The sequence below is a fragment of the Mesorhizobium sp. LNHC221B00 genome, from assembly GCF_000502935.1.
Taxonomy (GTDB): Bacteria; Pseudomonadota; Alphaproteobacteria; order Rhizobiales; family Rhizobiaceae; genus Mesorhizobium; species Mesorhizobium opportunistum.
This window is the reverse complement of sequence record NZ_AYWR01000028.1, coordinates 26,387-51,785: the sequence shown is the minus strand read 5'-3', so window position 1 is coordinate 51,785 and position 25,399 is coordinate 26,387. Positions and strand designations below refer to the sequence as shown.

25 protein-coding genes are annotated in these 25,399 nt (G+C 61.2%); 5 read left to right on the top strand and 20 right to left on the bottom strand.

The genetic code is table 11. From position 1 onward, the window contains the following. Nucleotide 1: 1 nt before the first annotated feature. The 3 genes from X741_RS140675 to X741_RS140685 form a co-directional block, all read right to left on the bottom strand. Nucleotides 2-964, bottom strand: a complete 963-nt coding sequence (locus X741_RS140675; RefSeq protein WP_084018893.1) for an alpha/beta hydrolase — start codon at nt 962-964, stop codon at nt 2-4. A gap of 24 nt (nt 965-988) precedes the next feature. Continuing rightward, entirely contained in the window at nt 989-2,743 is a 1,755-nt protein-coding gene (locus X741_RS140680) for a thiamine pyrophosphate-dependent enzyme (protein ID WP_023780198.1), read from the bottom strand. A 105-nt stretch (nt 2,744-2,848) separates the two neighbouring features. After that, nucleotides 2,849-3,847 carry an ATP-dependent DNA ligase gene (locus X741_RS140685; protein ID WP_031250538.1) on the bottom strand — a complete coding sequence of 333 codons (999 nt, stop codon included), beginning with the start codon at nt 3,845-3,847 and terminating at the stop codon, nt 2,849-2,851. A 184-nt stretch (nt 3,848-4,031) separates the two neighbouring features. On the opposite strand from X741_RS140685, the gene X741_RS140690 reads away from it, so the two are divergent. From X741_RS140690 to X741_RS140700, 3 genes are all read left to right on the top strand, one after another. Beyond that, nucleotides 4,032-4,679 carry a LysE family translocator gene (locus X741_RS140690; RefSeq protein WP_023780196.1) on the top strand — a complete coding sequence of 216 codons (648 nt, stop codon included), beginning with the start codon at nt 4,032-4,034 and terminating at the stop codon, nt 4,677-4,679. A 271-nt stretch (nt 4,680-4,950) separates the two neighbouring features. Next, on the top strand, nt 4,951-6,243 hold the full coding sequence (locus X741_RS140695) for an Nramp family divalent metal transporter (RefSeq protein WP_023780195.1): 1,293 nt from the start codon (nt 4,951-4,953) through the stop codon (nt 6,241-6,243). Between the two features lie 84 nt (nt 6,244-6,327). Beyond that, on the top strand, nt 6,328-6,819 hold the full coding sequence (locus X741_RS140700; protein WP_023780194.1) for a hypothetical protein: 492 nt from the start codon (nt 6,328-6,330) through the stop codon (nt 6,817-6,819). A gap of 66 nt (nt 6,820-6,885) precedes the next feature. Here the strand turns inward: X741_RS140700 and X741_RS140705 are convergent, their stop codons facing one another. Next, nucleotides 6,886-8,997, bottom strand: a complete 2,112-nt coding sequence (locus tag X741_RS140705; RefSeq protein ID WP_023780193.1) for a catalase — start codon at nt 8,995-8,997, stop codon at nt 6,886-6,888. Between the two features lie 248 nt (nt 8,998-9,245). On the opposite strand from X741_RS140705, the gene X741_RS140710 reads away from it, so the two are divergent. Next, nucleotides 9,246-9,809 (top strand): sigma-70 family RNA polymerase sigma factor, encoded by a 564-nt coding sequence (locus X741_RS140710; protein ID WP_023768116.1) that lies wholly within the window; start codon nt 9,246-9,248, stop codon nt 9,807-9,809. On the opposite strand, the gene X741_RS1000000169105 is transcribed toward X741_RS140710, so the two are convergent. From X741_RS1000000169105 to X741_RS140760, 11 genes are all read right to left on the bottom strand, one after another. Beyond that, the gene (locus tag X741_RS1000000169105; RefSeq protein WP_023780192.1) at nt 9,810-9,986 is read right to left on the bottom strand and encodes a hypothetical protein; all 177 of its coding nucleotides are present in this window, start codon (nt 9,984-9,986) and stop codon (nt 9,810-9,812) included. It lies immediately after the preceding gene. A gap of 160 nt (nt 9,987-10,146) precedes the next feature. Continuing rightward, on the bottom strand, nt 10,147-10,365 hold the full coding sequence (locus tag X741_RS140715; RefSeq protein WP_023780191.1) for a hypothetical protein: 219 nt from the start codon (nt 10,363-10,365) through the stop codon (nt 10,147-10,149). 81 nt (nt 10,366-10,446) lie between these two features. Further along, on the bottom strand, nt 10,447-11,295 hold the full coding sequence (locus tag X741_RS140720; RefSeq protein WP_023780190.1) for a class I SAM-dependent methyltransferase: 849 nt from the start codon (nt 11,293-11,295) through the stop codon (nt 10,447-10,449). A gap of 70 nt (nt 11,296-11,365) precedes the next feature. Continuing rightward, nucleotides 11,366-12,358 (bottom strand): GNAT family N-acetyltransferase, encoded by a 993-nt coding sequence (locus tag X741_RS140725; RefSeq protein ID WP_023780189.1) that lies wholly within the window; start codon nt 12,356-12,358, stop codon nt 11,366-11,368. After that, entirely contained in the window at nt 12,355-13,461 is a 1,107-nt protein-coding gene (locus tag X741_RS140730; RefSeq protein WP_023780188.1) for a glycosyltransferase, read from the bottom strand. Before X741_RS140730 ends, X741_RS140725 begins: the two co-directional genes overlap by 4 nt. Before the next feature lie 61 nt (nt 13,462-13,522). Continuing rightward, a complete protein-coding gene (locus X741_RS140735) occupies nt 13,523-14,455 on the bottom strand; it encodes a beta-xylosidase (RefSeq protein WP_023780187.1) in 933 nt (310 codons plus the stop codon). Beyond that, a complete protein-coding gene (locus tag X741_RS140740; RefSeq protein WP_023780186.1) occupies nt 14,448-15,209 on the bottom strand; it encodes a TIGR04290 family methyltransferase in 762 nt (253 codons plus the stop codon). The genes X741_RS140735 and X741_RS140740 overlap by 8 nt, the downstream gene beginning before the upstream one ends. Before the next feature lie 2 nt (nt 15,210-15,211). Further along, nucleotides 15,212-16,015: a sugar phosphate nucleotidyltransferase gene (locus X741_RS140745; protein ID WP_023780185.1), complete on the bottom strand. Its 804-nt coding sequence runs from the start codon at nt 16,013-16,015 to the stop codon at nt 15,212-15,214. Beyond that, nucleotides 16,015-17,115 carry a glycosyltransferase gene (locus X741_RS140750; RefSeq protein WP_023780184.1) on the bottom strand — a complete coding sequence of 367 codons (1,101 nt, stop codon included), beginning with the start codon at nt 17,113-17,115 and terminating at the stop codon, nt 16,015-16,017. Before X741_RS140750 ends, X741_RS140745 begins: the two co-directional genes overlap by 1 nt. 14 nt (nt 17,116-17,129) lie before the next feature. Continuing rightward, nucleotides 17,130-17,726 (bottom strand): histidine phosphatase family protein, encoded by a 597-nt coding sequence (locus X741_RS140755; RefSeq protein ID WP_023780183.1) that lies wholly within the window; start codon nt 17,724-17,726, stop codon nt 17,130-17,132. Further along, nucleotides 17,723-18,826 carry an inositol-3-phosphate synthase gene (locus X741_RS140760; protein ID WP_031250533.1) on the bottom strand — a complete coding sequence of 368 codons (1,104 nt, stop codon included), beginning with the start codon at nt 18,824-18,826 and terminating at the stop codon, nt 17,723-17,725. Before X741_RS140760 ends, X741_RS140755 begins: the two co-directional genes overlap by 4 nt. A 156-nt stretch (nt 18,827-18,982) precedes the next feature. On the opposite strand from X741_RS140760, the gene X741_RS140765 reads away from it, so the two are divergent. Then, entirely contained in the window at nt 18,983-20,725 is a 1,743-nt protein-coding gene (locus X741_RS140765) for a hypothetical protein (RefSeq protein WP_023780181.1), read from the top strand. Between the two features lie 9 nt (nt 20,726-20,734). On the opposite strand, the gene X741_RS0135930 is transcribed toward X741_RS140765, so the two are convergent. The 5 genes from X741_RS0135930 to X741_RS140785 form a co-directional block, all read right to left on the bottom strand. Then, nucleotides 20,735-20,920 carry a hypothetical protein gene (locus X741_RS0135930; RefSeq protein WP_031250531.1) on the bottom strand — a complete coding sequence of 62 codons (186 nt, stop codon included), beginning with the start codon at nt 20,918-20,920 and terminating at the stop codon, nt 20,735-20,737. 86 nt (nt 20,921-21,006) lie between these two features. Next, entirely contained in the window at nt 21,007-22,053 is a 1,047-nt protein-coding gene (locus tag X741_RS140770) for a UDP-glucuronic acid decarboxylase family protein (protein WP_031250530.1), read from the bottom strand. A 23-nt stretch (nt 22,054-22,076) separates the two neighbouring features. After that, nucleotides 22,077-23,180 carry a glycosyltransferase gene (locus X741_RS140775; RefSeq protein WP_023780178.1) on the bottom strand — a complete coding sequence of 368 codons (1,104 nt, stop codon included), beginning with the start codon at nt 23,178-23,180 and terminating at the stop codon, nt 22,077-22,079. Continuing rightward, on the bottom strand, nt 23,177-24,271 hold the full coding sequence (locus X741_RS140780; protein WP_023780177.1) for a glycosyltransferase: 1,095 nt from the start codon (nt 24,269-24,271) through the stop codon (nt 23,177-23,179). Before X741_RS140780 ends, X741_RS140775 begins: the two co-directional genes overlap by 4 nt. Beyond that, nucleotides 24,268-25,398, bottom strand: a complete 1,131-nt coding sequence (locus tag X741_RS140785; RefSeq protein ID WP_023780176.1) for a glycosyltransferase — start codon at nt 25,396-25,398, stop codon at nt 24,268-24,270. The genes X741_RS140780 and X741_RS140785 overlap by 4 nt, the downstream gene beginning before the upstream one ends. Nucleotide 25,399: the final 1 nt, after the last annotated feature.

Sequence of the window (25,399 nt, the reverse complement as noted above, 5' to 3'; positions counted from 1 at the left end):
CTCATCTGGAAAGATCGAGGATCGCCCGCGCGAAAGCCTGTGGAGCTTCTCGCGGAACGAAGTGTCCCACATCAGGGAGAAGGCGGCGTTCATAGCCTGCGGTAAAGTATTTTTCCTTGCCTTCAGATGTGATCGGCAGATTGTCGCCGTCATCGGCACCCTGCAGCATGAGTGTCGGAACGGCAATGCTGGGAGACTCGGCCAGGCGCCGTTCCACATCCTCGTGTTCGGGGGCGCCCTTGGCGTCATGCCAGCGCTGACGATAGGCGTGGAGGCTGATCTCGGCCCAGTCGGGGTTGTCGAGCGACGTTGCCATGGCATCGAACTCGGCGTCCCGTTCCGGCCACCGCGGCGACCAGCTTTCCCAGAGATATTTGCAGAGCCGTCTGCGCTCTTGGCGGTATGCCTTTTCTCCTTGCGTAGTGGAAACAAACCACTCGTACCAATATGATTTTGCCAGGTCATAAGGCATTTCGGTCGGCGACATGGCGGTGGCATAGCCTGCCGAAGCGGCAACAAGGCTCGTCACCCGCTTGCGGAACAGGGCCGCGACGCCATAGCCCGCACGCGCCCCCCAGTCATAGCCGGCGAGCAGAACGTCGTTCAGGTTCAGCACTTCCAGGAATTGCGACAGATCAAGCGTAAGGGCTGCGATGGCGCCGCTACGCATGACGGAACTCTGCAAAAATCGCGTCGGACCAGAGCCGCGAAGATAGGGCGCGTAGATACGAAAATTCCGATTGTCCAGAGTCTCGATCACTTTGTCCCAGCAGCTGATGTCATCGGGCCAGCCATGCACGAGCACAAGTGGTCTTCCATCCGTTGGTCCTGATACCTCGTAGCCAATATCCAACTCACTCGTTCGACAACTGAGCAGCGATGCTCGTCGCGTGTTTGCCGACCTCCCGTACGAGCCAAATCGGGCCGCTTCGGCCGTTTGCACCTTCTCGACGACTTCGGTCATGTCTCCTTCCGTGCCCTCTCTGCCTTAGGCATCCATCATCGACTTCGCCGGCTCCCGGGCGATATTTTCCTCGATGCGTTCGCGCCCCGGCGTCTGTGGCAACGCCTGGCGGAAATTCTTGGCGTAGTCGGGCGGCATTTTGGGCGGCATCAGCGGCTCATAGGCATCCACCACCGCCTCGATCACGACCGGACCCTCGGCGGCGAAAGCCTCGTCGAGAACCGTCTCGATCTGATCCGCGCGTTCGATGCGAAAACCCCTCGCGCCCATTGCTTCCGCCGCCTTGGCAAAGTCAATCGGCTGCAATTCGCAACCGAATTGCGGGTTTCCCAAGAACATCATCTGCTCCCAGGCTATCTGATTGAGCATGTTGTTCTTGATGACCAGAAGCTTCAGCGGGATCTTGTAGCGCACCGCCGTTGAGAATTCGCCGAGTTGCATGGCAAAGCCGCCGTCGCCGACGATCGCGGCGACCGGCCGGCCGGGAAAAGCTATGCCGGCAGCGATGGCGTAGGCGAGGCCGCAAGCCATGGATGCAAGGGATCCGGAAACACCAAACGCTTGACCGTCGCGAAGATCGACATGGCGGGCGGCAAGCTCCGTGTTCTGACCGGAATCGGTGGCCAGCACCGTGTCGTCGGCCAGTCTTTGTCCGAACGCGCGGGCAACGGCTTGCGGTTTCAACGGCTGCGCCTCCGCGTCTTCCGACTGCCTCATCATCTCGCGCCATCTCGTCATGGTCGCCTGGCACCGTTGCAGGAATTCATCGGAGGGCTTCTGTGTCAGGCGCTGGTTGAGCGCACGCAATGTCTCGGCCGCATCGCCGACAAGACCAGCCTCGACCGGAAAGCGCAGCCCGATCCGCTGCGCATCGCAGTCGATCTGGACACCACGGGCCTGCCCGGGCTTCGGATAGTATTCAATGTAGGGGAAAGTGGAGCCGACGATCAGCACCGCGTCGCAGGTCTCCATCGCCTCTTGCGACGCCAGCGTTCCCAGGATGCCGATCCCGCCGGTCGTGTAAGGATGGTCGTCCGGCAGCACCGCCTTGCCCAGCAAGGCTTTTGCGACGGGCGCCTGCAGCAGGCGCGCCGTGTCTTCGAGCTCGGCGGCCGCGCCGATGGCGCCGCGTCCGGCCAGGATCGCCACCCGCGAAGCGCCGTTGAGAATGGCGGCGGCTTTGTCCAGCTCGACGTCCAGCGGCATGCTGTGGCCGGCGAACATGTCCTGCGGCGTGTGTGCCGGACGATTGCGCTTGGAGCGCTTCGACGCAGCGTCCTGCTGCTCCTGGACGTCGCTGGCGATCGACAGATGGGCGACGCCCTTGCGCGCCAGAGCGGTTCGGCAAGCGAGACTGGCGACGTTCTCCATATGCGCAGCATCGGCAACATGAGCGTTGTAGACGGCAACATCGTTGAAGACGCGCGTCAGATCGACATCCTGTTGCGTGAAGGTCTCGATCAGATCGTGGAACTGCATGCCCGTGATCGCCAGCACCGGAGCTTGGTCGAGCTTGGCATCGTAGAGGCCGGTCAGAAGATGCGTTCCGCCGGGCCCGGAAGTCGCCAGGCAGACGCCCAGCTTGCCTGTCCACTTGGCATAGGCGCATGCCATGAATGCAGCCGATTCCTCGTGCCGGACCTGAACGAAGGCTATTTTGTCGCGCCGGGTGCGCAGCGCCTCCATGACGCCGTTTATGCCGTCTCCCGGCAAGCCGAACACAACCTCTACGTTCCAGGCGACCAGTGTATCGACGAGAATTTCTGCTGCGTTTGGCATGTCAGGATGGCTCCAGTGGATGATGTCCGAACCGGTGAATCCCGAGTTGGTTCCTTCGTCACAAGAAATCGTGACATGTTTCTGAAAGCGAGTTCCCGGGAATGTCTATTCGATCTGCTCGAACGTGCATTGCCGTGGCGCCTTGTCGGGCCGCCAGCGGAGCAGTTTGGTCCCGTGGCGGAACCGGTTGCCGGTGACGTGGTCGAAGCGAACCTCCACCACAAGTTCAGGTTTCAGAGGTTCCCATTGTCCGCTACGCTCCGTGCTCCAGCGGCTCGGGCCGCCAGGCGCCTTGCCGGTGAACCCGGGCGCTGATCGCAGTCCTTCGAGCTGGCGCGTGAGCGCTCCTCTGTCGCTTCTGGCGATGGTCGACGTGAATCCGACATGATCGAGCTTGCCGTCGTCATTGTAGAGGCCGAGGAGCAGCGAGCCAACCTCACGGCTCTCCGCGAGGTAACGAAAGCCGCCGACAACGCAATCGGCGGTGCGCCTCGGCTTCACCTTCACCATCGCACGTTCGCCGCACAGATAATGGTCATCGAGCATTTTGGCGACGATGCCGTCGGTCGATGCATGGCCGGCTCCCTTTAGCCATCGTGCCGCCGTCGCTGCATCATAAGTGCACTTCGACAGACGAAGATCTGGATTGTTCGAGGAGGTTACGAAATCCTCGATGGCTCTTCGCCTTTCAACAAGGGATTGGCCCGTGATGATCTCGCCGCCCGGCCTGGCAAGCATGTCGAAGAGGATCAGGGTTGCAGGCGTCTGCGAGCTCAATTTGCGGATTCTGCTTTGTGCTGGGTGAAGTCGCATCTGCAGTGCCTCGAAGGAAAGCTCACCGTCAATCTCGATGACGATCTCGCCGTCGATGACGAAATGCCCGCGCTTGAGGTCGCGCAACACCGTCGTGATCTCTGGAAAGTAGCGGCCGAGCGGCTTGCCGGATTTCGCGCGCAGCTCAACCGCATCCTCACTCTTGAAAGCCAAACAACGAAATCCGTCCCATTTGGGCTCGTATTGCCAGCGGGTCTCATCCTCGGGGATCGCGTCGGCAAGCTTGGCTTCCATCGGGGAGGTATCCAGCGGGAGTGGAAAGGCGGTCATCGCTTTATGTCCCGATCGGGCCTCCAAAACCGGTTCTGGCGGAACCCCTGCGTTTCAACTTCGAGGGTCGGCCCTGCGTTCCATCCATCGGTTCGTGCCAAAGCCTCGAAATTCTTCGCAACGGAATTTTCGATTGCCGTCGGAACCTGGTGACGGCTGACGGCTTTGATATTCGGCAGCGCGTATGGAGATGCCCATCGATCCCTCTTTATGGATAGCTTTCGTCGGAACCGTCATTCTCATGCAGGCGCCGCCAGGCCCCGACAGCATGCTGGTGATGGCTCGCGGCATCGGGCAAGGGCGCAGCGTGGCCCTGTTCACGGTGCTGGGCATGACACTGGGCGCCGGACTGGTGCAACTTCCGCTGGTTGCCTTTGGCCTGTCCTCGCTGGTCCGCGCCTCGCCGCTGGCGTTCAACCTGCTTCGATGGGCTGGCGCGGCCTATATCGTTTGGCTCGGGTTCCGGCTGCTGCTTTCATCCTCGGCAGCGATACCCGCGGATGGCGTCAGGCCGCTGCGGCCGCTTGCCGCCGCCCGCGAAGGCATGATCGCCAATCTGAGCAACCCTTGGCCTTTGATGTTCATGGTTGCGTTCCTGCCGCAATTTGTCGATCCGCATAGGGGCTTCGTCACGTTGCAACTGGTACTGCTCGGCGCGACGCAGAAGATAACCGGGGTGCTCGTATTGGGGACCTATGCGCTTGCATCGGGCGCGATCGGCGCGTGGATCATGCGGCACCCTCGTGCAAGACTTTGGCAGCAGCGCCTCGCCGGCTTTTTCATCATTGGCCTTGGCGTGCGGATGGTGATCGGTGGCAGCACGAGCCGATGACGAAACGAATGAACCGCTTTTCGCCCCCTGATTAGTGGCATCGACGCCAGCGTTCTCCAGAATAGAGGCGTGCGTTTGCCGTGATTTTCGGCGCTAACGAAAGAGCCGCGTCAGACGAGATCGCGCTCGTCGCAACAGCGCTCTCCAGGAACAAAAAGCCTGACCAAAGGTTCGAGCCTCGTCTTAACGCAGCTTCAAACCCGCTTTGTGAGCATCCGGCTGGAATGTTTGTCATGACTTTTTGCGTGCCTTTGACAAAAACGCGCTTCCAATGAGCGGGCCACCTGATGCGGGCCAAAGGGCAGGCGAACGAAAAGAAGGCGGCGTGGTCCGGGCTCTCGGGCTGGGACTGATCACCGGGGCAGCCGACGACGACTGTTCGGCCATTGGCACCTACGCAAGTGCCGGGGCCCGGTTCGGGCCCGACCTGCTGTGGACGGCACCTGTCACGCTGCCGATGATGTATCTCGTCGTCTATCTTTCCTCCAAACTTGGTCAGGTTTCCGGCCGTGGGCTTTTCAAGGCCATATCCGATTTCTACCCACGTTGGCTGCTATGGTCTGTGCTGGTGGGGGTACTGATTGGCAATACGATCGAGGCAGCCGCCGACCTTGGTGCGATGTCCGCGGCCATTATCTTGTTCATTCCTCTGCCTGCTCCGCTGATCGTCATTGCCATTGCGATCGTCATTTTTGCCCTGCAGGTGTTCGGATCGTATAAATTGATCCGCAATGTGTTCCGGTGGCTGGCATTGGCTTTGCTCGCCTATGTGGTCTCCGCAGTGCTTGCCAAACCGGATGCGGCATCGGTCCTGCGCGGCACGCTGTTGCCAAGGATAGAGTTCAGCCGTGAATACCTGTCCATTCTCGTCGCCATCGTCGGGACGACGCTCTCCGCATATCTCTACACGTGGCAGTCCAACCAGGAGGTGGAGGAGGAGATCGCCAAGGGCCGAAAGAGCCTCGAAGAGCGCAGGGGCGCCACTGAGAGCGAACTGCGCCGATCTCGCCGCGATATTCTGATCGGCATGACTTTTTCCAATCTGATCATGTATTTCATCATCCTTTCGACGGGGTCCACGCTCTACAAGGCCGGCCAGACGCAGATCGAGACCGCGGCGCAGGCGGCCGAAGCGCTGCGGCCGCTTGCCGGCGATGCGGCGGCAATTCTTTTTGCGGCCGGCGTAATTGGTGTCGGCTTTCTGGCTGTTCCGATCATGACCGCCGGCGCCGCTTTCGATTTCGCTCAGGCGATGGGATGGAAGAATGGCTTGAATGCCAAACCGCGTCAGGCTCCTAAATTCTATATGGCGATCGGGATGATCACGCTTGTGGCGGTCGGGCTCAACTTCTTCGGCTTCAATCCCATGAAAGCCCTGGTCTGGTCGGGCATCGTGCAAGGGTTTTCCACACCACCACTCCTGCTTCTCATTCTCATCATGACCAACAACCGCAAGATCATGGGAGACAAGGTCAATAGCACAGGCACGAACATCCTGGGCGGTGTGACGACGCTCGCGATTTTTGCGGCATCGGCGGGACTGGTGGCAAGCTGGTTCCTATAGTTCGCCGCGCGTGAAGGTTCAGGCGTGGTGGAACATCGGCGGTCAAATGTCGTTGAGATGCTTATGGGAGAAAGGACGTTGTCCATGTCAAAATTCCAGGCCGCCACTCCGGATCGTCTACGGCAACTCAAGCTTGAAGCCTCGGCTTATTTTACTCCGCTGATGCTGCACGAGGCATTGCTGCGCCTTTCCCACGCCTGTGGAGCTGAAGCCCTTGATCGGTTCGAGAAAGCCATGGTCGACCGGATCGAGGCGACGAAGGACGACCGGGCCGATTTCGAACCAATCAAGGAATTCGCGATCGAGCAGCTTTATGCCTTGGTCCGCGATGCGAAGGATTCGCCAAAAGGGAAACAGTCGCTGGAGAAGATAGACACGCGCAGAACGCCCGGTCGGTCCGAAGAGCCCCAGACGCTCGAGGATCAACTGCAGTCGGGCTTGGAGGATTCTTTTCCGGCGAGCGATCCGCCCGCAGTGGTATCCACGACCATTTCAGGCGGAGCAAAGAAGCTGGTCGGAACCGACGAGGTTCTGAAGAAGCAGCGGGAACAGGCCGCTGGAAAGGACAGTCGATGATAGGTGGCCGTGGCAAGCCGTGGCTTGCAGCCCGGGTCCTGCGGACACCGCCGGCGGTCCAGCCGATCAAAGCTTGACAGCTGCCTCCCGCGCCCAGAGCCGCAGTTTCCGGCAGGCCTGCACGAACGTCTTTGCCGAGGCTGCCGAATCCAGCCGCGTCAGCCCCTCATCGGCATCTGGTGCGACACCCGCCTTGGCCATGAGCGGCTCGGCTCCCGGCGTGAAGCCGATGAACTTGCAGTGAGCGAAGGCGTCGGACACGAAGTCCTTCGCGGTCGCCTCGTTGAGCAGCAGCCCGGCGCCCTCCTCGGAGAGGAGCAGCACCACCGCGTCGAACAGGACCGATGGACCGCCGTTGATCATGTGCCTGGCCTCGATGTGGGTACCGTCGGCGGCTTCGACGCCGCCCACCTTGGGTGCAACCGCCTCCATAACGGCGCCTTCCGCTTCGATGGCGGAACGGAGTGCCTCGAACAGGGTGGTGTCGGTTCCATCGCTGAGCAAAACACCGACTTTGCGGCCTTTGAAACTGTCGGGTCCGTTTTCGATGATGCTGAGGGCCGGCGACGGCGGCAAGTCGTCACGTGTCGGAACGGCCGCCTCGGCGGGTTCGGGCATGTTGCGAATGCCGAGCTTGTCGGCGACGGTGGTCGCCAGGTTTTCGTCGATGTTCAGCAAATGCGAAACCATGCGCTCGCGGATCGCCGGTGCCTGGACCTTGCTCAATTCGAACGTCAACGCCATGGCGATGTGACGCTGCTCCGGCGGTGTCTGGCTGTTGAAGAATTGCCGGGCCTGGCTGTAGTGATCGGCAAAGCTCTCGGCCCGCAGGCGTACTTTCTGCCCTTCCTCGGCATCGGCGAAGGAACGGAAGCCGCGCTGCGGATCCTCGCGCGGTCCCAGTCCCCATGAATTCGGTTCGTAATTGGCCCGACCGACCGGATTGCGCATGGCCATGTGTCCGTCCTGCTGAAAATGGGCGAACGGGCACTTCGGGGCGTTGATCGGGATATGGGTAAAGTTCGGGCTCCCCAACCTTTTCAATTGGGTATCGAGATAGGAGAAGTTGCGGCCCTGGAGGAGCGGATCGTTGGAGAAGTCGATTCCGGGCGGCACATTCTGCGTCATGAAGGCAACCTGCTCGGTCTCGGCGAAGAAATTGTCCGGCATCCGATCAAGCACCAGCCGCCCGACCGGGATCGGCTCGATGACCTCTTCAGGAATGATCTTCGTTGCGTCCAGAATGTCGAAGTCGAAGCTGTCGGCAAACGCTTGATCGAACAGTTGCACCGTCAACTCCCATTCCGGGAAATTGCCGGACTGGATAGCGTCCCATAGATCGCGGCGATGGAAGTCGGGATCGGCGCCATTGATCTTGACGGCCTCGTTCCAGACCACAGACTGCATGCCGAGCTTCGGCTTCCAAATGAACTTGACGAAGGTGGATTCGTCCTTGGCGTTGACGAGGCGGAATGTGTGCACACCAAAGCCTTGCATGAAGCGGAAGGAGCGCGGGATCGCGCGATCCGACATGATCCACATCACCATGTGCATCGATTCCGGCATCAGGCTGATGAAGTCCCAGAAATTGTCATGTGCGGTCTGGGCCTGCGGGAAGTCGCGGTCCGGCTCCTGCTTGGCGGCGTGGATCAGGTCGGGAAACTTGATGGCGTCTTGGATGAAGAAGACCGGGATGTTGTTGCCGACCAGATCCCAATTGCCTTCCTTGGTGTAGAGCTTGACCGCAAAGCCGCGCACGTCGCGGGCGAGGTCGAACGAACCCTTGTTGCCGGCAACCGTCGAGAACCGCACGAAGGCCGGCGTCCTTTCACCGGCACGCTGGAAAATGTCGGCACGTGTGTATTTGGCCAGTGACTCGTAGGTCTCGAAATAACCGTGTGCGCCATAGCCGCGGGCATGAACGACCCTTTCCGGGATGCGTTCATGATCGAAGTGGAAAATCTTCTCGCGAAAGTGGAAGTCCTCGATCAGGGACGGTCCACGTTCGCCGATCCGCAACGTGTTCTGATCGTCGGAGACAAGCGTTCCGAGCGCAGTGGTGAGAGTGGGCGTCTCGCTTCCAACGATCTGGTGCAGCTCCCCGCCGTTTCCGCGCGCGCTATTTTGGTCCAGTCCACTTGCCGATTGACGAGCGGAGCGATGGGCGGATTTGGCCATGACATATCCTCGATCGATGACGGAAGGTTGATGCACTTAGCTCACCAAACCGCCGATGCGAGGCTTTGTTCCCATGAAGGAATGGCCGCGCCGGACACGACCGTCGGCTGGCATCCCCGTGCTTGTCGAATTTCCGAAGAGTTGTTTCCAGCAGCCGGAACGAAGCAAACCTCCATGCATTTAGCTCTGACTTCGTTCATTCACTCTTTCTTCTGGGAGCTGGACCATTGTCATCCGGAGGCTACCTTTTGGCCGACCAGGAAACCAATGAAGTTTCCATCGTTGACCTGATACCTGCCCTGCGCGCCTTCGCGCGCACCTTCTGTCGCGTTCCAGACGACGCCGACGACCTCGTGCAGGAGACGTTGACCAAAGGGCTCGCCAACATCGACAAGTTCGAACCCGGTACACGCATGAAGTCTTGGCTCTTCACCATCATGCGCAATACTTACTACACTCGTGTCAAGATCGCGGCCCGGGAAGCGCCGGGCCTGCTCGATTGCGCGTCTTCGAGGCCGATTTCGGAAGCCACCCAGGAATGGACCGTTCAGAGCAAGGAAGTTCACGGCGCGATTCAAAAGCTGCCCGAACACCAACGCGAGGTTCTGATGCTGATTGGCGTTTTGGGAGTGAGCTATGAGGAAACCGCCGAAATATGCGGCTGCGCCGTAGGGACGGTCAAAAGCCGGCTGAACCGTGCCCGCGCCAACATTCTGGAGCTCCTTGGGGAGAGCTCATTACAGACATTGATGGAAAGGCGAAATCAGCTGTCAGATGGTCAGCTTGATATCGAGATCGACAGTCGCAGATAGTCAGTTCCTCACATCGCGCCGACGTTTCTCGACAAGCGCGTTCTGCAATTCGATCGCCAGCTTGGTCAGCCGGTCTGGAATCTTTTCCCGCTCAATGGCGGCCAGGAGGGAAGCAATCTCCTGATCCACTGCCATCTCGACATGCGGATCCGTGGTATCGTCGTTCGAACGAGACATCACATTCTCTTGATAGACAGCGGTCCCTTGATCGTAGTGTGGTGATAAGCGCCAGGCATTACAAGCCGATGTCCACCGCTGAGAATGTCACGGGCGGTCCTTGCACAGGTTATTTGTATGACCTGCATCGTTGCGGACCACGCAGAGGGCGTAAGGCCGTTTACTCCTTGGGCAAATGGTTCGCGGCGTGATCCTGATACTGATCGGACTTGATTCGATTGCCGTCCAGCCCACGTTCTTCGCTGTGCTGCTTCTTGTCGCGATTGGACAAAACCGCGTTCTCTTCGATCTTGTCCTTGGGCAGATTGGTCATTGCGCCGGCGCCGGTACCCTTACCCTGGCTGCCGCGTCCGAAATGCTTTTTGCCGTCGGATGCCATGAAAATCTCCTTCGAATTGGGGACGCTCTTAACGTGCCTTTATTCGACGTCCGAACTGGCATCGCGCTGTAATGTTCCGTCTCACCCGGCAAGCAGGAAGGCGTCGCCATCCCATGACCGAAACGGCTTCTCACCGTCGATGAGGACCCGCAACCGGTGAGCTTGCGCCAGGCGACCGATGTCGGCGCGGTCTAAAAAAAGCGATCCCCGATAGGAATAGTTCAGCAACGCAAGCCAGCCCGGCCGTTTCAGAACGCGCGCAATTTCCTCGAAATGCCGCTCAGCCATGCCGGCCAGCACCAGATAGGGAAAGCTGTCGACCGCCAGCACGCAATCGAAACTGGCGTCGCCGAATTCTGTCAGGTCGAGACCGGAGGTCTGCCGCAGCTCGACATTGCTGAGTTCGGCGCATTGCTGGGAGGCGATGGAGATCATTCGCGAGGATATATCGATGCCGACAATCCGCCCGAAGGATTTGGACAACGCGCGCTCGAAACGCCCAATGCCGCAACCGATGTCCAGAATATTTCGGTCGCTTCCGGTGAATTCTAGCGCCTCCAGCCATGCAACGATTTCATCGGTCGTCGCTGACAATCTTTCCTCATCGCCAAGAGATGCCAGTTGCACACTTGCGGCTCCCGAAATCGCTGCGGCGGCATCAAAGCTCGAGGCCAGCCGCGTGACGACGGCGGCATCCGTCTCGTCCTTGGCGCGTTCATGCCGAACGGCGCCGCCCGTCGCCCGCAACATGGTAAAAATGCCCGGCTTGCGGCGCAGCAGTCCGGCGATTTTTCGCAGTTTTTCCGCTTCGTCGGTATCCGCCGGACGGATTTTCCGCATGAGCTCCGCCAATTCCGCGGCTCCAATCGTAGGCGGCAGGTAGAGCGCCAACCGGGCGAGAACAGCTTCGGCGCTGACCCCATCGCCCATGCAGTCTTCGACCGCCAGTCTTACCGATCTCCGGCGCTGCGCGGATCTCGGCACGTTTAAACCCATGGCATCAACTCCGTGTCCAGAGCTTGCGCATCGTCCACCTGTCACCGGCTCCCCAGCCATATTTGTAGGCCTCCTGGCCGCGCAGGAAATCGAACTCGCGCGCACCTTCGCGGATCGACTCCGCGATCGCGTGGCCGATCAGGATCGCGCCTGGGCTCTCCTCGGCATAGGCAGGGTCGAACCCGCCGAGATAGGCATAGGCACGGCCGCGGTGGTGAAATCCATAGTAGGCGCCGACAGTCGTGCCATCGATCGCGAACAGCCAGCATCGCACCAGGCCGTGAGCATCGAGCAACGGAAGCGAGAGCCGATGGAATTGCTCAACGGCAGCATTGGCCAACACACCACCGCCATGTCCAGCCCAGCGCGCATCGTGCAGGCGGATCAGCTGGTTCAGGAAGTTTTGGTGATCGCTCCGAGGTGACGAAAACGCAATCCGGCCGCGTTTGGATGCGGCCCGGCGCGCCCGGCGCAATTGGCGCCTGCGCCGGGCGGGGACGCAGCCGGCCAATGTTTCGTCGCCGGCGATGGCGAGCACGGGACAGGCGGCATGATTTACTGGCGCGTCGATATTCAGATCGGGATGCGCGATCGCAAGACCGACACTGTTTTGCGGCAGATCAGACAAGATCCACTGCGACCACTCGACCGAGAGGATCGCTTCGGCAATTGCGGCGACGACCGCCGCCTGGACATCCTGGACAGCCAGGACATCCAGATAGTCGCTGAGCGAAATGCCGACCGGAAGCAGCTTCGAACCGGACATCCCATGCTCGAGATAGAGTGGCGCCAGCCCGACCAGATCGCCGCCATGCCAGACCGCGACTGTCGCCAGTTCACCGGGCGCGAATGCGTGCCACCAGGGCACCAGCCAGGCGGGGGATTGAAACGGCGTCGCCGAGAAACTCTGCTCCCACAGTTTCCACCAGTGCGGCGTCAAGGCTTCGAATTGTGCGGGGTCACCGATGATTTCGCAGCGCAGCACCGCCTTGCTCACGGTGCCGCAACAAAGCGCCGGCGATCGGTGCCAAGTTCTGCCAGCGCCTGATAGGCGTCCATATAAGACGAGATCATCCGTTCCAGCGAAAAGCGCCGTCGCGCCTCGGCCCGGCATGTCTCGGCGTCCAGGCTGGACGCAGCAAGAATGGCTTGGGCCATCTCGTCGACAGTGTTGACGAGAAAACCCGTCCTGCCGTGCTCGATCACATCCGGGAGCGCACCGTTTGGAAAAGCGACCACCGGCGTGCCGCAGGCGAGGGCCTCCATCGCCACAAGCGAACTGGTCTCGGCGGCCAGGCTCGGAACGACCAGACAGCGCGCTGCGTTGAGAAAGCGCCGCTTGGCGGTAAAACCGAGCGGACCCAGGAAGCGGCGGCGGCCGTCGAGACGAGATTGGACCTCGTCGTGGAAGTAGCGCGTGTGCGTTTCATAGGGATAAACCTTGCCGCCGATGACCAATGGCACACCCGCCTGTTTGGCCGCATCCAGCGCCAGGTGAATACCTTTTTCCGGGCAGACGCGGCTCAGAACCAGGGCAAAATCCCGCTTCGGCTGAAGCAGGTTCAGCGCTTCGATGTCGACGCCGTTCGGAATCGGCGCCGCCAGTCTGGCGCCTGGTGGTGCGGTCTTGTGCTGGGCGGCTGAGACCGCATGGAGCCATAGGTCGTCGCGCGCCGGGCGCAGCGCCTCTGCCGGATACCAGTCCAATGGCAGGTGGAGGCTCACCAAGGTCGGACCATCGTCGGGCAGATAGGCATCGAAATCGATGCCGTGCAGATGAACCACATCGATCGGCCATCGGGCGCGGGCAGCGGCGATCGCCTTGCGATGAGCCTGTTGCGCGCGATGCTTCGCCGCCTCGTCGAGGACGCCGTTTTCAGCCGGTGTTTCCACAAGAGTGCCGCTCGCGCTGGAGCCGCGGCAGCCAATGACGATGGAGCGGTGACCCGCGCCAACCAGTGCCCGATCGAGCATCGACAGAACCTGTTCGGCACCGCCGACAGCGTCGGGCCCGACAGGCGCGAGAGGGTAGGCGACATTGAGGACGGTGAGTGTGGTGGCTGGTCGCGTCCCGGTGCCGTACGCGGCATTCCCACCCATCGACGGTCCCGCGAATTCGTCCAATGTGTCAGGCGCCTTGTGCATGGGCAGCACGACACTTTCACGCGGCAGACGCCGGCCGCGTCGGGAGCGAGGCGGATGTCATGGCAGGCGCATAGCGGCGGATCATGGTTGCGCAGAATTCCGCGAATTCCTCCGGCACCAGCGGCGGGCTCGTGTGGTGGGGCATCATTCCGCGATGCTCTGGTGTGAAGCAGAAGGTGACCGTCACGTTGAAATCGACGAGTGCTTCCATCTGCCGGTCGAACCAGTCCAGCGCATTCGGCCGGAAGCTGTCCGCCCAGGAAAGTCCGGTGCGCATATTGGTGACGCCCAGCCGCTTCATCCAGGCAACGGCATCATCCAGCCGCGGGTCCTCGAAATGGAACCACTGCACCAGCCCCATCGCGGGTGTATAGCGCAGGAATTCCTTCAGCGCCGGTTTTGGCGTCCCGTCCTGGCGCAGCAGCCCCATGTGGAAATGACGATAATAGGAGGAGCCCTCCGCTTCGCGATGCCGCGTCGTTGCTTCCCATTCACGCGGAAGATCATAGAGGCTGTACCACTGGATGCGAGGCGCGTTGCCGAGCAGCAAATCGGCGGTGCGCCTGAGCCCCCAAACCTGGATTTCCTCCGCCCCGAAAGTCGATACGCCGACTTCGCTGACCCAGATGGGAAGATCGGTGACGGTCGCGATCTCGCCGATCTTCTGCGGCCACTCTTGGATCTGCCACAGGTTCCAGTCGAGAGGAAAACCGTGTACGGCGACGGCGTCGACATGGTTCAGCACGCCCAATTCCTTCATCCGCGTGATGAAGCCGGGATCGATTGGCGAGATGCCGCCAAGCACTTTTGTCAGAGCCGGGTTCTCGGACGCGATCGCGTCCGCCGACAGGATCGCCATGCTGGCAAAGCGGCTCCAATCGGGGTCGAGCTCGGGGTCCCAATGTGACTTGTTGTTGGGCTCGTTCCAGATCATCGCGGCTTCAATCATGGAGCTTTCCTTTCGACGGATAGATCGCGCCGCCTCCGCCCGGCTCGCCGGCAGCGCGGCAGAAATAGACCTCGTGCTCGGGATGCAGAACGATCTCGAAACCGGCGCTGCGCAGCATCGCTTCGGTGCAGGCGCGGTTGGGAATCCACCAGTTGGTCGGATCATCGGCATAGCGGTGTTCGATGAAATGGAGCTTGGGAAATTCAGGCCGGTCGAACAGGTCATGCGTCCAGAAATGATAGTTCTCTTCCAGCTCGGGCAAATCCGCGCTGCCGCGTTGCATGGACTGGAAGATCATCAGGTCACCGGCGACATGCTCACGGATCAGGTCGAGCGCAAGCAAGGGGTGGCGCAAGTGGTAAAGCACCCCCATGAACAGCACGACATCGAATGTCTCACGTAGGGCGCCGACGTCGTAGACCGAAAGTTTCTGGAATTCGATATCGCAATCCGCGATCTCGGCGGCAAAACGAGCCTGCGCCAGATAGGCCTCGTCGAAATCGATGCCGAGGACACGGGCAGCACCTCGACGTTTCATCTCGATGGAGTAGAAGCCGGCATTACAGCCGATATCCAGCACCGCCTTGCCTGTCAGATCAGCGGGAATGGCATCGGCGAATTTGCGCCATTTGATCAGCGGGTAATTGCCCAGAAAATGGTCGGGAGCGGTTTCGACGCCGGCCAGTTCCATGTTGTGGAACCATGGGCCGAGCGCATCGATACGGCGGCGGATTTCGGCATGGGAATGCAGCATGTTCAGGCTCCTTCGCCAGGAACGACAGGCACTTGCGGGTGTGCCCCAGGCACAACAATGGTGGTCCGATGTTGTTCGGATGCGGCGCCGTGCTCGAGCAGCCGAAGAGCCGTGCGGTAGCCGTTGAACGTACCGACATCGACGTAGGAGACTCCAGCCCTGACACCGTAGGCTCCGCCGCCGGCAGCCAGGTAGGCGTTGATCAGGGTGCCGATATATTCGTCGCATCGGTTCCGTTCGCGCCAGAGTGCCTCAAGCTCGTGCAAGGTCCGGCCCGGCATCTTGAACGCCCCCCAGATCCAGTTTGTGGCAGCATCTTGCCGCTTGACCTGGATTTCCTTCACCCGATCCTTCTCATCGAGAACCACCGCATCGAAGAATTCGGGGCGGTCCACCGGGAAGAGCAGAAATGACAGGGAGTTGTCGGGCAGGCGGGAGAAGCCGTCCTCGGGAAACCAGATCGTGTCGGGAAGGCCGACCAGGACGACCTCGTCGGGCGCGACGAGGGGGGCTGCCCGGAAAATCGCATCGCAAAGCCCAACTGGGTTGGGCTGCACGACAAAAAGGGCCGCGGCGTCACCATAACCGGCGGCGTAGTATTCGAGGATGTCGGATTTGCCGGATCCGATGATGAAGCAGATCTTGTCGACGCCGGCGCGCACCATCCGCCGCACCAGATATTCGCTCACCGCGCAGGGACGCTCGGTCTGCCCATCCACCCGGCTGCCGACCGGCAGCAGCTCTTTCGAGAAGCCGAGTGGTTGAATGCGGCTGCCACGCCCGGCAGCGGGCACAATGCCCAACATCAGACTGCTTCCTTCATCGGTTCGCCGGGAGATTTTTGAAAGGCATCACTCAGGATGCGATCCAGTTCCGCCGCGCGCCGGGCGGAAGTGTGTTCGCCCAAGACCCTCTCGCGGGCACGCCTTCTAATGAGGTCGAGTTCGCGCTCCGGCAATCGCAATGCGGCGACCACATCATCCGTGTCGTGCGCCAACAGGATTTCGCGACCGGGTTCGAAGAATTCCGCGAGGCCCGGCCACGCATCGGTGACGATGGCAGCCCCACACGCGGCCGCTTCGAAGAGCCGTCCCGACGGGCACCAGCCCTTTCGCGCCATCGCTTCGCGGGTGACGTTCAGTGTCAGGCGCGACGATGAGAAGAAAGCCGGATGATCGGCGGGCGGAAGATGCCTGACAAAGAAGATGTTGTCGCTCCATGGGAATTCCTGCGGATATTGCGCGCCGCCAATGATGAAGCGGTGGTCAGGCAGGCGCGCGGCCGGGCGGACCAGCAGCTTTTCGACGCCGGCCTGGCGATCCGCTGCGTAGGTGCCGAGATAGGAAAGATCGCCGGCGAATTCGGCCCGCTTCTCTGCCGGCCGGTGTTGGTCGGGATCGACATGCCCGTAGAGCGGCACCACTTGGCGGGCGCCTAAAACCGACTTCAGCGCGTCGACCGCCGAGCCGCCGGTGTAGCTCAAGACGAGGTCGAAATCGGCAAGACCCTCTGGCCCGAAATAGGGAGGACGCTCGCCTTGTTCGATGCGGGCTAGCGTGACCGGCGTGTCCAGATCGTAGAAGACACGCAGTCCGCGGCCTGCCTGCTGCGCCAGCCGCGAGGCCTCCACGGCATCGGGACAGTAGGAGGTGACGACGACCACATCCGCTTGCTTCATCGCGCCCTCAGCAACGCGGCGGATGTCTTCCCAGTCCGGGTAGATAACGACGTTGCCGCCATCGAGATGATCGAGATCACGCGTCCCGGCATAATAGGGGGTGTCGCGTTCGAAGAAGGTGATGGACCATCCCAGTCGGGCGAGGGCGCGGATCAGTCCCCTCCATAAGGTGGCATGGCCGTTACCCCATGAAGACGTGACGGTAAGACCGAAAATGACCATCTGCATCCGGCAAATCCTCGTCAGGCAATTTCGTTCAATCGGATCAGCTTCGCCCCCCAGTCACCGGACACGATCGTCGTGATCGAGGCGGGATCGATATCGAAGCGAAAGCAGTCGCCGGCTGGCAAGCCAAGGACATTGCAGACAGCGGCCTTGATCACATCGGCGTGGCTGACCAGGGCGACACACCGATTCTGATGCCGCTCACGGACGGCGGTAATCAGCGCGACGATGCGCTGCTGGACATCCAGCATGGTCTCGCCGCTCGGTGTCCGGGCTTCCTGCCGCTGGTTGTTCCACGCTCGCCAGCCGGCGTCGCCATTCAACTCGTCGAACGTCTTTCCCGACCAGTCGCCGAAGTCGATCTCGTCGAGTTCGGCGCAGATCGCGATTTCGCCGACGCCGCAGGCAAGCGCGATTGGCACGGCCGTCTCTCGCGTTCGCTCACGCGGGCTGCAAAAGATCGCTCCAATCGGCTCCCGGGCCATGCGGCCGCCAAGCTGTGCTGCCTGCGCTTTGCCAGTGTCGCCAAGGCAAACGCCGTCCATCCGTCCTGCAAGATAGGAGCCGACATTGTCGTGTGCCGCATGGCGGATCAAAAAGAAGGTTGTCGTCATTCCGCGGCATCGAGCAGGGGCTCGTCCTTGCCGGCGATGAATGCAAGCGTGCGCTGTCGCGCTTCGGCGTCGGTGAACTGTTCTGGAGGCGACTTCATGAAATAGCTGCAGGGGCCGGTCAGTGCGCCGGCAATGCCGCGGTCGAGCGCCAGCTTTGCGCAGCGTATCGCATCGATCACCACGCCGGCTGAATTTGGAGAATCCCAGACTTCCAGTTTCAGCTCGGCGTTGAGCGGCACGCCGCCGAAGGTCGTGCCTTCCACCCGAATATAGGCCCACTTGCGATCGGTCAGCCACGGCACGTGGTCGCTGGGTCCGACATGGATATTGCCCGGTTCCAGAGGAACATCGAATTGGCTGGCCACGGATTGCGTCTTGGAGATTTTCTTCGATTCCAGCCGCTCGCGTTCCAGCATGTTGAGGAAGTCGGTGTTGCCGCCGAAATTTAGCTGATAGGTGCGATCGATGCGCACGCCGCGCTCGCGGAAGAGATTGGCGAGCAGCCGGTGAACGATGGTCGCTCCGACCTGGCTCTTGATGTCGTCTCCGACCAGCGGCAGCCCGCGTTGCTCGAAGCGCCGGCGCCATTCCGGACGTGAGGCGATGAAAACCGGTATGCAATTGACAAAGGCGCAGCCAGCTTCGAGCGCGCACTCGGCATAGAAGCGCGTCGCTTCCTCCGAACCAACAGGCAGGTAGGAGACCAGCACGTCGGCGCCACTGTCGCGCAAGATCTCGCTGACATTGGCGACCGGCTCCGGCGCCTCCTCGATTTCGTCGCGCAAATATTTGCCGATCCCGTCAAGTGTCGGTCCGCGCTCGACGCGAGCGCCGGTCGCCGCCGCATCGGCAAAGCGGAACGTGTTGTTCGGGGAGGCGTAGATTGCTTCCGCGACGTCGCGGCCTACCTTGCTTTTGGCGACGTCGAATGCACAGACGATTTCGATATCATCGACATGGTAGCCGCCGAGGTCGGCATGCATCAGTCCCGGGATCGGTTCGTTGCTTTTTGCGTGACGATAATAGGAGAGGCCCTGCACCAGGGAGGATGCGCAATTGCCGACTCCAACGATACCAACACGAACCTTTTTCGATCCCACGAAACTGCCGCCCTATGCTGTTCAAAGGTAAGTTCCTGGCGCCGAACCGCCAGCGTGCCGGAATGTTCCTTGGCCCGTCGAAAAATTGCGCAAACCACCATGGATCGAAGCTGCACCCGCTGCGTTGCCGCACTGCAATCCTTGGAAAACCGATCGATGATCGTCTACGGCGACCACAAGCGGACCGAAAACGCACAACGGCTTCGCCAGGCCGCGATCGAAGTGGCCGAGAGCCTTGATCGCATGCCGCATGGCATCCGGCGCCATGCTGCGTTGGTCGGGCTATTCATCACCGTCTCGGAACTGGTTCAGGCGCTTGCCGACGCCGATTTCGAGACGCGCGGCATCGACATCTTTTCGACGCGGGAGCAGCAAGGTGCCAAGTTGCTGGTCGGACTTGCGGCAGAGGTGGCGAAGTCGTGGCGAAACGGTTTCGCCATAGGTGGTGGCATTGCCCCGGGACTTCTCCGACTGCTTGCCGGGCTCGACTGTCAAGCCGAGGTTCTGACCGGTTCCGCCGAGGGTTATGCGCATTACGCGCTTTATCCAGAAAGCTATTTGGGCGCGGCGCAGGAGTCAGGTCTCGATGCGAACACATGCGTGATCGGCATCCGCAGCATCGGTCTCGGCCTTGCCGCCATGGTGGCCGCCGCGATTGGCGCGCCGGCGCCATTCAGCGTTCGTCCGATCGGTCATCCCTTCCGCAGGCATGTCAACGCCGATCAACGGTCGATCGCCGCCTGGAAGGACGATCCATCGGCCCGCTTCGCCGTTGTAGACGAAGGTCCCGGCCTGTCCGGCAGTTCGATGCACGCCGTTGTCGCGTGGCTGCGGGAACTGGGTGTCGATACGGACCGCATTCACCTGTTTCCCAGCCATTCAGGCGGCCCGGGCACCGAGGCGTCGCAGGCGGTTCGGGAGACATGGTTGCGCTGTCCGAAACATGTGGCGACGGCGTTTGAGCACACCTTCTGCGAAAGCCCGAAAAGTCCCACGTTGCGCGATTGGGTGGCCGAGGCGGTCGGCAGCCCCGAATTGAGCCTGACCGAACTATCTGGTGGCGAATGGAGGAGCGTCCACTACGTCGACGAGAAGCGGTGGCCGCCGAGCCCGCGCCGCGCCGAGCGGCGCAAATTCCTGGCGTCTGCGGGACATGATCGCTGGCTCGTCAAATTCGCCGGCCTCGGCGAAACCGGACGGCGTAAGAAACGAGCCGCGGAAATGTTGAACGAAGCCGGGTTGGGACCGCAAGTGGTCGCGCTTTGCCACGGCTTTCTGGTTGAACGATGGATTGACGGCATCACGATGGATCAGGCCCCGCTGCCCGGAGCAAGAATGATCGCGGAATTGACACGTTACCTAACGTGGCGTGCGTCTAATCTTCGAACCTGCGAGCCGGGTGCATCATTGCTCGCGCTCGCGGAAATGGCTGTTTCCAATGCCTCGGAAGCCTTGGGCGCGAACTGCGCGGCGAAGTTGCGCGGTTGGCTCGCGAAACGGAACCCTGTGGAGGTGTTGCAGCGAGTTGAAATCGACGGAAAGCTTCACCCGTGGGAGTTTCTCGTTTGTGCCGACGGCACGGTGCTCAAGACAGATGCTGTCGACCATTGCCGGGCACATGATTTGATTGGCTGCCAGCCGATAGAGTGGGACATTGCCGGTGCCCTTGTCGAATACGGACTATCCGACAGTGATGTGACGAGGTTGGTCGAAGGGATGGGGCTCGACGTTGACAATGGCCACATCGATTTTTTCGAACCTTGCTACCTGGCGTTCCAGATAGGCCTCTGGAGCACGGCTGCCCAATCCGAAAACGGCGGGGAAAAAACAAGGCTGGCTGCGACGGCAGATCGATACAAGCTGCGGCTGATACGGTTTGTTGACGAATGCCAGGCGTGACCGTTTCGATCAGTCCAGGTTTCGCAGCATGTCTGCTTCCTGCTCGAGAATAGTGGCCACTTCCTCCCGTTGCAAATGCGTCATCATCAGGCTGACGCAGCACTCGAGATAGGTGATGGAGGCGCGCCGCAGATAGGCAGCTGTCTCTCGTTCGGCAATCTTGTCGATATCCCTCACGGGTCGCTTGGGTCGCATAGGGACGATCCTCCGTATCGGCTTCTCAAGCCAAACCACAAGATCGGGCGGATGTTCCGCCCGATCTTGTGAGGTCCAGCGCCGCATCATGCAGGAAGATTCTGCAGCCCGCCTGATGCGGGCCTCGCACTTTTGGCAAGGCCTGTCATTTGATCGCCGATGCGGCTGCCTTCGAGCTCCGCGAAGTAATTGATCGTCAGCTTAAGCCCTTCATTGAGGGGGACCTTCGGCGTCCAGCCGAGCAGCGCTTTTGCACGCGAGATATCGGGTTGCCTGCGCCGAGGGTCGTCTTGCGGCAGCGGCAGAAATCTCAAATCCGATTTGGTGCCGGTCATCGTCTTTACCAATGCCGCCAGTCGCACGATGGTGAATTCTCCGGGATTACCCAGGTTGACCGGCTTGCCGGGATTGGGATCGACATCCATCATGCGCATCAATCCGTCGATCAGGTCGGAGACATAGCAGAAAGATCGCGTCTGCAGGCCGTCGCCGAATATCGTCAGCGGACGTTTCTCGAGCGCCTGCATGATCAAATTCGAGACGATGCGGCCGTCCGCCGGATCCATTCTCGGACCGTAGGTGTTGAAGATGCGCGCGACGCGGACGTCGGCCTTGCCGGCTCTTAGATAATCGAAGCAAAGCGTTTCGGCGGTACGCTTGCCCTCGTCGTAGCAGGCACGTGGGCCCGTGCAGTTCACATGCCCGACATAGTCCTCCCTCTGCGGGTGCTGTTCGGGATCGCCATACACTTCGCTCGTCGAGGCCTGCAGCAGTCGCGCGTCCTTACGGACGGCGAGTTCGAGCAGGTTGAGCGTTCCGATCACGCAGGTTCGCGTGGTGTGTATCGGGTCTGCCTGATAACGCGGCGGTGAGGCAGCGCAGGCCAGGTTGAAGATGCGATCCACGGGCTCGCCGAAATCCAATGGCCGGCAGATATCCTGCTCGATTAGCCTGAAGCCCGGCTGGTCCATGATCGAGATGATGTTCTCCATTCGTCCGGTCAGAAAATTGTCGACGCAGATCACGCGCCAGCCACTGCGGAGCAATGCTTCGCAAAGATGCGAACCGAGGAATCCCGCACCGCCGGCAACAAGCACTGTCTTTGCCCTTCGCGCGTTTCTTGTTTGTCGCATCGCCGTTTTCTCCTGTCTGCCGGTCATGCTGCACTTCCGATGTCGAGGTCGAGGGCTGCCGCTCTCGGCTGGGTCAGCGCCGCCACGAATTCGCGGGCCCTGGCCGCGCCGGTGTGGGCCGCGAGGACGAGTTCGCGGGCCCGGTCAGCCATGGCGAGGCGTGCGCGCTCGGACTCGCCGAAGAGGATTTCGACCACATCGTCCGTCCCCGCGGCGGTGTGGATCGCCGATGCGGGAAAGAAGCTGTCGAGCCCCGGCCAGCCATCGCTGATGATGGGCGTGCCGCAAGCCGCCGCTTCGAACAGGCGCACGCTGGGCGACCATCCCGCCGCGATCATGGAACTCCGTGTGACATTAAGCGTGTAGCGCTGACGGCTGTAGAACGCGGCATGATCGGCCGGTGGCAAGTGTTCGATGCGCTCGACATTGTCCGGCCAGATGATGTCGGATGGATATTGGGAGCCGGCCACGACGAAACGGCGGTTCGGCATATGCCGTGCGGGCTCGAGCAGCAGAGCGTTCAGCGTTGCCTGCCGATCGGCGCTGTAGGTGCCGAGATAGCCGAGATCCCAGCAGATCGGATCGCCAGTCCGGTGATGGCGTACCGGATCGACCGAACAATAGAGCGGTTCGGCATGGCGCGCGCCGAAATCTTGCGCCAGATGGTCGAGCGTTGGCCCGCCGGTGAAGGAGAAATAGACATCGAAATACGGAATTTGCCGCCAGCTCAAATAATCGCAATCGTCTGCCGAAAGCTTTGCCAGGGTCACAGGTGTGTCGATGTCGTAGAAGCAGAGCTGCCCCCTGCAAATAGAGGCGACGATGTCGATGACCGAGCGTCCTTCTGGAACGAAGGATCCGATGACGATGATGTCGGCCTGCTCCAGGCACTGTCCGTAACCGCGTTGCAAGTCCGCGGTGGTCTCGTAGTAGCGCAGGGCGCAGAAATCCGGATCGCGCAGATCGCGGTGGTTGGCGTACCACGGCACGTCGCGCTCCAGAAAAGTCACGCGGTGACCGAGTTCGTGCAGGCCTTTCAGCAGGCCCCGAAAAGTCGTGGCGTGGCCATTTCCCCAGGACGAGGACAGCGACAGGCCGAGAAAGACGATGTCCAGTTGCTTGGTCATTCCGCTGCCTCCACGGTCCCATGTTCGAAATGACGTTTGAAGACGGCATCCGCCACGGCCGCCCGCTGCGCGTAGGTATGGTCCGCCAGCACGCGGCGAAGTGCGGCCTGGCCGATTGCCTTGGCCCGCCCGGGTTTCAGGGAGCGCATGATCTCGGCGACATCGCCGCCGCCGCGGGCCACCAGGATCTCCTCGTCTGGTTTCAGGAACAGTTCCACGCCCAGCCATGCATCCGTGATGAGGCAGGCGCCGGCGCCGGCCGCCTCGAAGACGCGCGTGGCCGGTGAAAAACCGTTTACGGCCATGCTGTCGCGGCTGATGTTCAGCACCGCCTTGGGTGTGACGTTGAAGGCGTTGTGGTCGCGGGTACCGACATGGCCGAGCCAGTCGACATTGGCCGGCAGCGGCTTGTCGCCCCAGCCTGATCCGCCGAGCAGAAAACGTTGCCCGGGCAAACGGTTGGCGGGTTCGAGGAAAAACGCTTCGACACGCGCCTCGCGGTCCGGAAGCCTGTTTCCGAGAAACGCCAGATCGCAAGCAAAACGCGTATGACCGGCGACCGGATGGTGCGTTTCGGGATCGAGCGCATTGTAGATTGGCACGCATTCCTGAGCTCCCATGGCCCGGTAAGCCCAAACGACGGGATCGCCGCCCCCATAGGTCAACACCAGGTCGATTTCGTGCAGCGCGCGATGGAGCGGATGGTCCGGTTCGTCGCGCAATTGAGCAAGAGTTGCCGGAGCGTCCACATCCCAGAATACGACGAGCGCGTCGCTGCGGGCGTGGTCGAGAACGGCGCGCAGCAGCGTCTCGTCCTCGAAACCGACGCCGCTCGCCTTGACGACGATGTCGGCGCCGGCGGCGCGTGCCGCGACCTGCTTCAACGCATGCGGGGTCGCTTCATAAACGACGACAGCGCACCAGTCGGGCGGCTCGATGTCGCGGTTCTTCTGCCGGTCGTAGACGTCGGGTTCGTAGAAAGTGATCTCGTAACCCAATTGCGAAAGTGCCTTGAGCAAACCGCGATAGTAGGTCGCGGCACCGTTCCAGTAGGACGACAAAAGGCTCGATCCATAAAATGCGATCTTCATGCGACTGCTTCCTTTGCGGCGGTCGGGACGACGGTGTGTTGGTTCGTGCATTCCGCAAGCACGTCGAACAACTGCTCGACGCGGTGGCGGCAAGTATGTCGGGAGCGGATAGTCTCGAGGCCCGAGGTCACAAGGGAGGCCGCAAAGTCCTCATCGGCCAACACGGTCCGCAGCTGTTGCCGCATTTTCGAGCCATTCTCGGCAAACAGAAAGTCGACACCGGGCCTGAACAGCTGCTCGACGTCGGACCATGGCGCTGAAACCAGCGGAATGCCGCAGGCGAGTGCCTCGAACATGCGGATCGTCGGAATTCCGGGCAGACCCTCGCGATAGGGGCGCCGTGGGATGTGGACTGTGACACGATGCGCGGCGAACGCCTTCGGCACGTCGGCATTGGCGATCCATCCCTCATAGCGAAGTCCGGCGGCAGCCAGATCCGCAAGTGCCGTCTTGGGGTAGCGTACGCCGTGAACAGCGGCATCGAGGCCAAGATCGTGCACCGGCCCGACCAGAAATTCCTTGAGTTCGGCGGTCCGCTCATCATCGCCCCAGTTTCCGATCCAGACCAGATCGGACGTGGAGTGGATCTCCGGGTGCGGCTTGAACAGGCGATCGTCGGCGGCTTCATGCCAGGTGAAGACGCGCTTGCCCCAGCCCGCACGCAGATAGCTCTCGCGCAAGGCTTCGCCGAAGGCCAGAACACCGTCATAGTGCTCCAGCCGGAGCGCCGAGATTGTCTCGGTTGCCGACACCGCCCGGTGATGGGTGTCATGGAACAGAAGGACGAACTTGCCGCCAGCGGCCCGGGCACGGCCGATGCGTGCAACAAGCTCCGGATCCGTCCACTCATGGACGATTACAACGTCGGCCTCGGCGATCCAGGCTTCGTGGTCAAACCCGGCATCGTAAGTCACAGGCATGAGTTCGGGGAAATCCTTGCGGAAGCGTTCGATGGCAAAGGATCCCTGCTCGGTCAGCAGATTCGATCGGCTCCAGCCATCCGCCGGCTCCAGCGCGATCGCCTGATGCCGGCGCGCGACCAGTTCTCGCATGACGCCGCGCAGGAAATGGGCATTGCCGTGGTTCCAGTCGGAGACGACCGAGTGGGTGTAGAACACAAAGCGCATG

What these genes read in the sequence shown, in the direction of transcription:
- X741_RS140675 (WP_084018893.1), bottom strand. Translation starts at nt 964, where the DNA reads ATGACCGAAGTCGTCGAGAAGGTGCAAACGGCCGAAGCGGCCCGATTT.
- X741_RS140680 (WP_023780198.1), bottom strand. Translation starts at nt 2,743, where the DNA reads ATGCCAAACGCAGCAGAAATTCTCGTCGATACACTGGTCGCCTGGAAC.
- X741_RS140685 (WP_031250538.1), bottom strand. Translation starts at nt 3,847, where the DNA reads ATGACCGCCTTTCCACTCCCGCTGGATACCTCCCCGATGGAAGCCAAG.
- X741_RS140690 (WP_023780196.1), top strand. Translation starts at nt 4,032, where the DNA reads ATGGAGATGCCCATCGATCCCTCTTTATGGATAGCTTTCGTCGGAACC.
- X741_RS140695 (WP_023780195.1), top strand. Translation starts at nt 4,951, where the DNA reads ATGAGCGGGCCACCTGATGCGGGCCAAAGGGCAGGCGAACGAAAAGAA.
- X741_RS140700 (WP_023780194.1), top strand. Translation starts at nt 6,328, where the DNA reads ATGTCAAAATTCCAGGCCGCCACTCCGGATCGTCTACGGCAACTCAAG.
- X741_RS140705 (WP_023780193.1), bottom strand. Translation starts at nt 8,997, where the DNA reads ATGGCCAAATCCGCCCATCGCTCCGCTCGTCAATCGGCAAGTGGACTG.
- X741_RS1000000169105 (WP_023780192.1), bottom strand. Translation starts at nt 9,986, where the DNA reads ATGTCTCGTTCGAACGACGATACCACGGATCCGCATGTCGAGATGGCA.
- X741_RS140715 (WP_023780191.1), bottom strand. Translation starts at nt 10,365, where the DNA reads ATGGCATCCGACGGCAAAAAGCATTTCGGACGCGGCAGCCAGGGTAAG.
- X741_RS140720 (WP_023780190.1), bottom strand. Translation starts at nt 11,295, where the DNA reads ATGGGCGATGGGGTCAGCGCCGAAGCTGTTCTCGCCCGGTTGGCGCTC.
- X741_RS140730 (WP_023780188.1), bottom strand. Translation starts at nt 13,461, where the DNA reads ATGGGTGGGAATGCCGCGTACGGCACCGGGACGCGACCAGCCACCACA.
- X741_RS140735 (WP_023780187.1), bottom strand. Translation starts at nt 14,455, where the DNA reads ATGATTGAAGCCGCGATGATCTGGAACGAGCCCAACAACAAGTCACAT.
- X741_RS140740 (WP_023780186.1), bottom strand. Translation starts at nt 15,209, where the DNA reads ATGCTGCATTCCCATGCCGAAATCCGCCGCCGTATCGATGCGCTCGGC.
- X741_RS140745 (WP_023780185.1), bottom strand. Translation starts at nt 16,015, where the DNA reads ATGTTGGGCATTGTGCCCGCTGCCGGGCGTGGCAGCCGCATTCAACCA.
- X741_RS140750 (WP_023780184.1), bottom strand. Translation starts at nt 17,115, where the DNA reads ATGCAGATGGTCATTTTCGGTCTTACCGTCACGTCTTCATGGGGTAAC.
- X741_RS140755 (WP_023780183.1), bottom strand. Translation starts at nt 17,726, where the DNA reads ATGACGACAACCTTCTTTTTGATCCGCCATGCGGCACACGACAATGTC.
- X741_RS140765 (WP_023780181.1), top strand. Translation starts at nt 18,983, where the DNA reads ATGATCGTCTACGGCGACCACAAGCGGACCGAAAACGCACAACGGCTT.
- X741_RS0135930 (WP_031250531.1), bottom strand. Translation starts at nt 20,920, where the DNA reads ATGCGACCCAAGCGACCCGTGAGGGATATCGACAAGATTGCCGAACGA.
- X741_RS140770 (WP_031250530.1), bottom strand. Translation starts at nt 22,053, where the DNA reads ATGCGACAAACAAGAAACGCGCGAAGGGCAAAGACAGTGCTTGTTGCC.
- X741_RS140775 (WP_023780178.1), bottom strand. Translation starts at nt 23,180, where the DNA reads ATGACCAAGCAACTGGACATCGTCTTTCTCGGCCTGTCGCTGTCCTCG.
- X741_RS140780 (WP_023780177.1), bottom strand. Translation starts at nt 24,271, where the DNA reads ATGAAGATCGCATTTTATGGATCGAGCCTTTTGTCGTCCTACTGGAAC.
- X741_RS140785 (WP_023780176.1), bottom strand. Translation starts at nt 25,398, where the DNA reads ATGCGCTTTGTGTTCTACACCCACTCGGTCGTCTCCGACTGGAACCAC.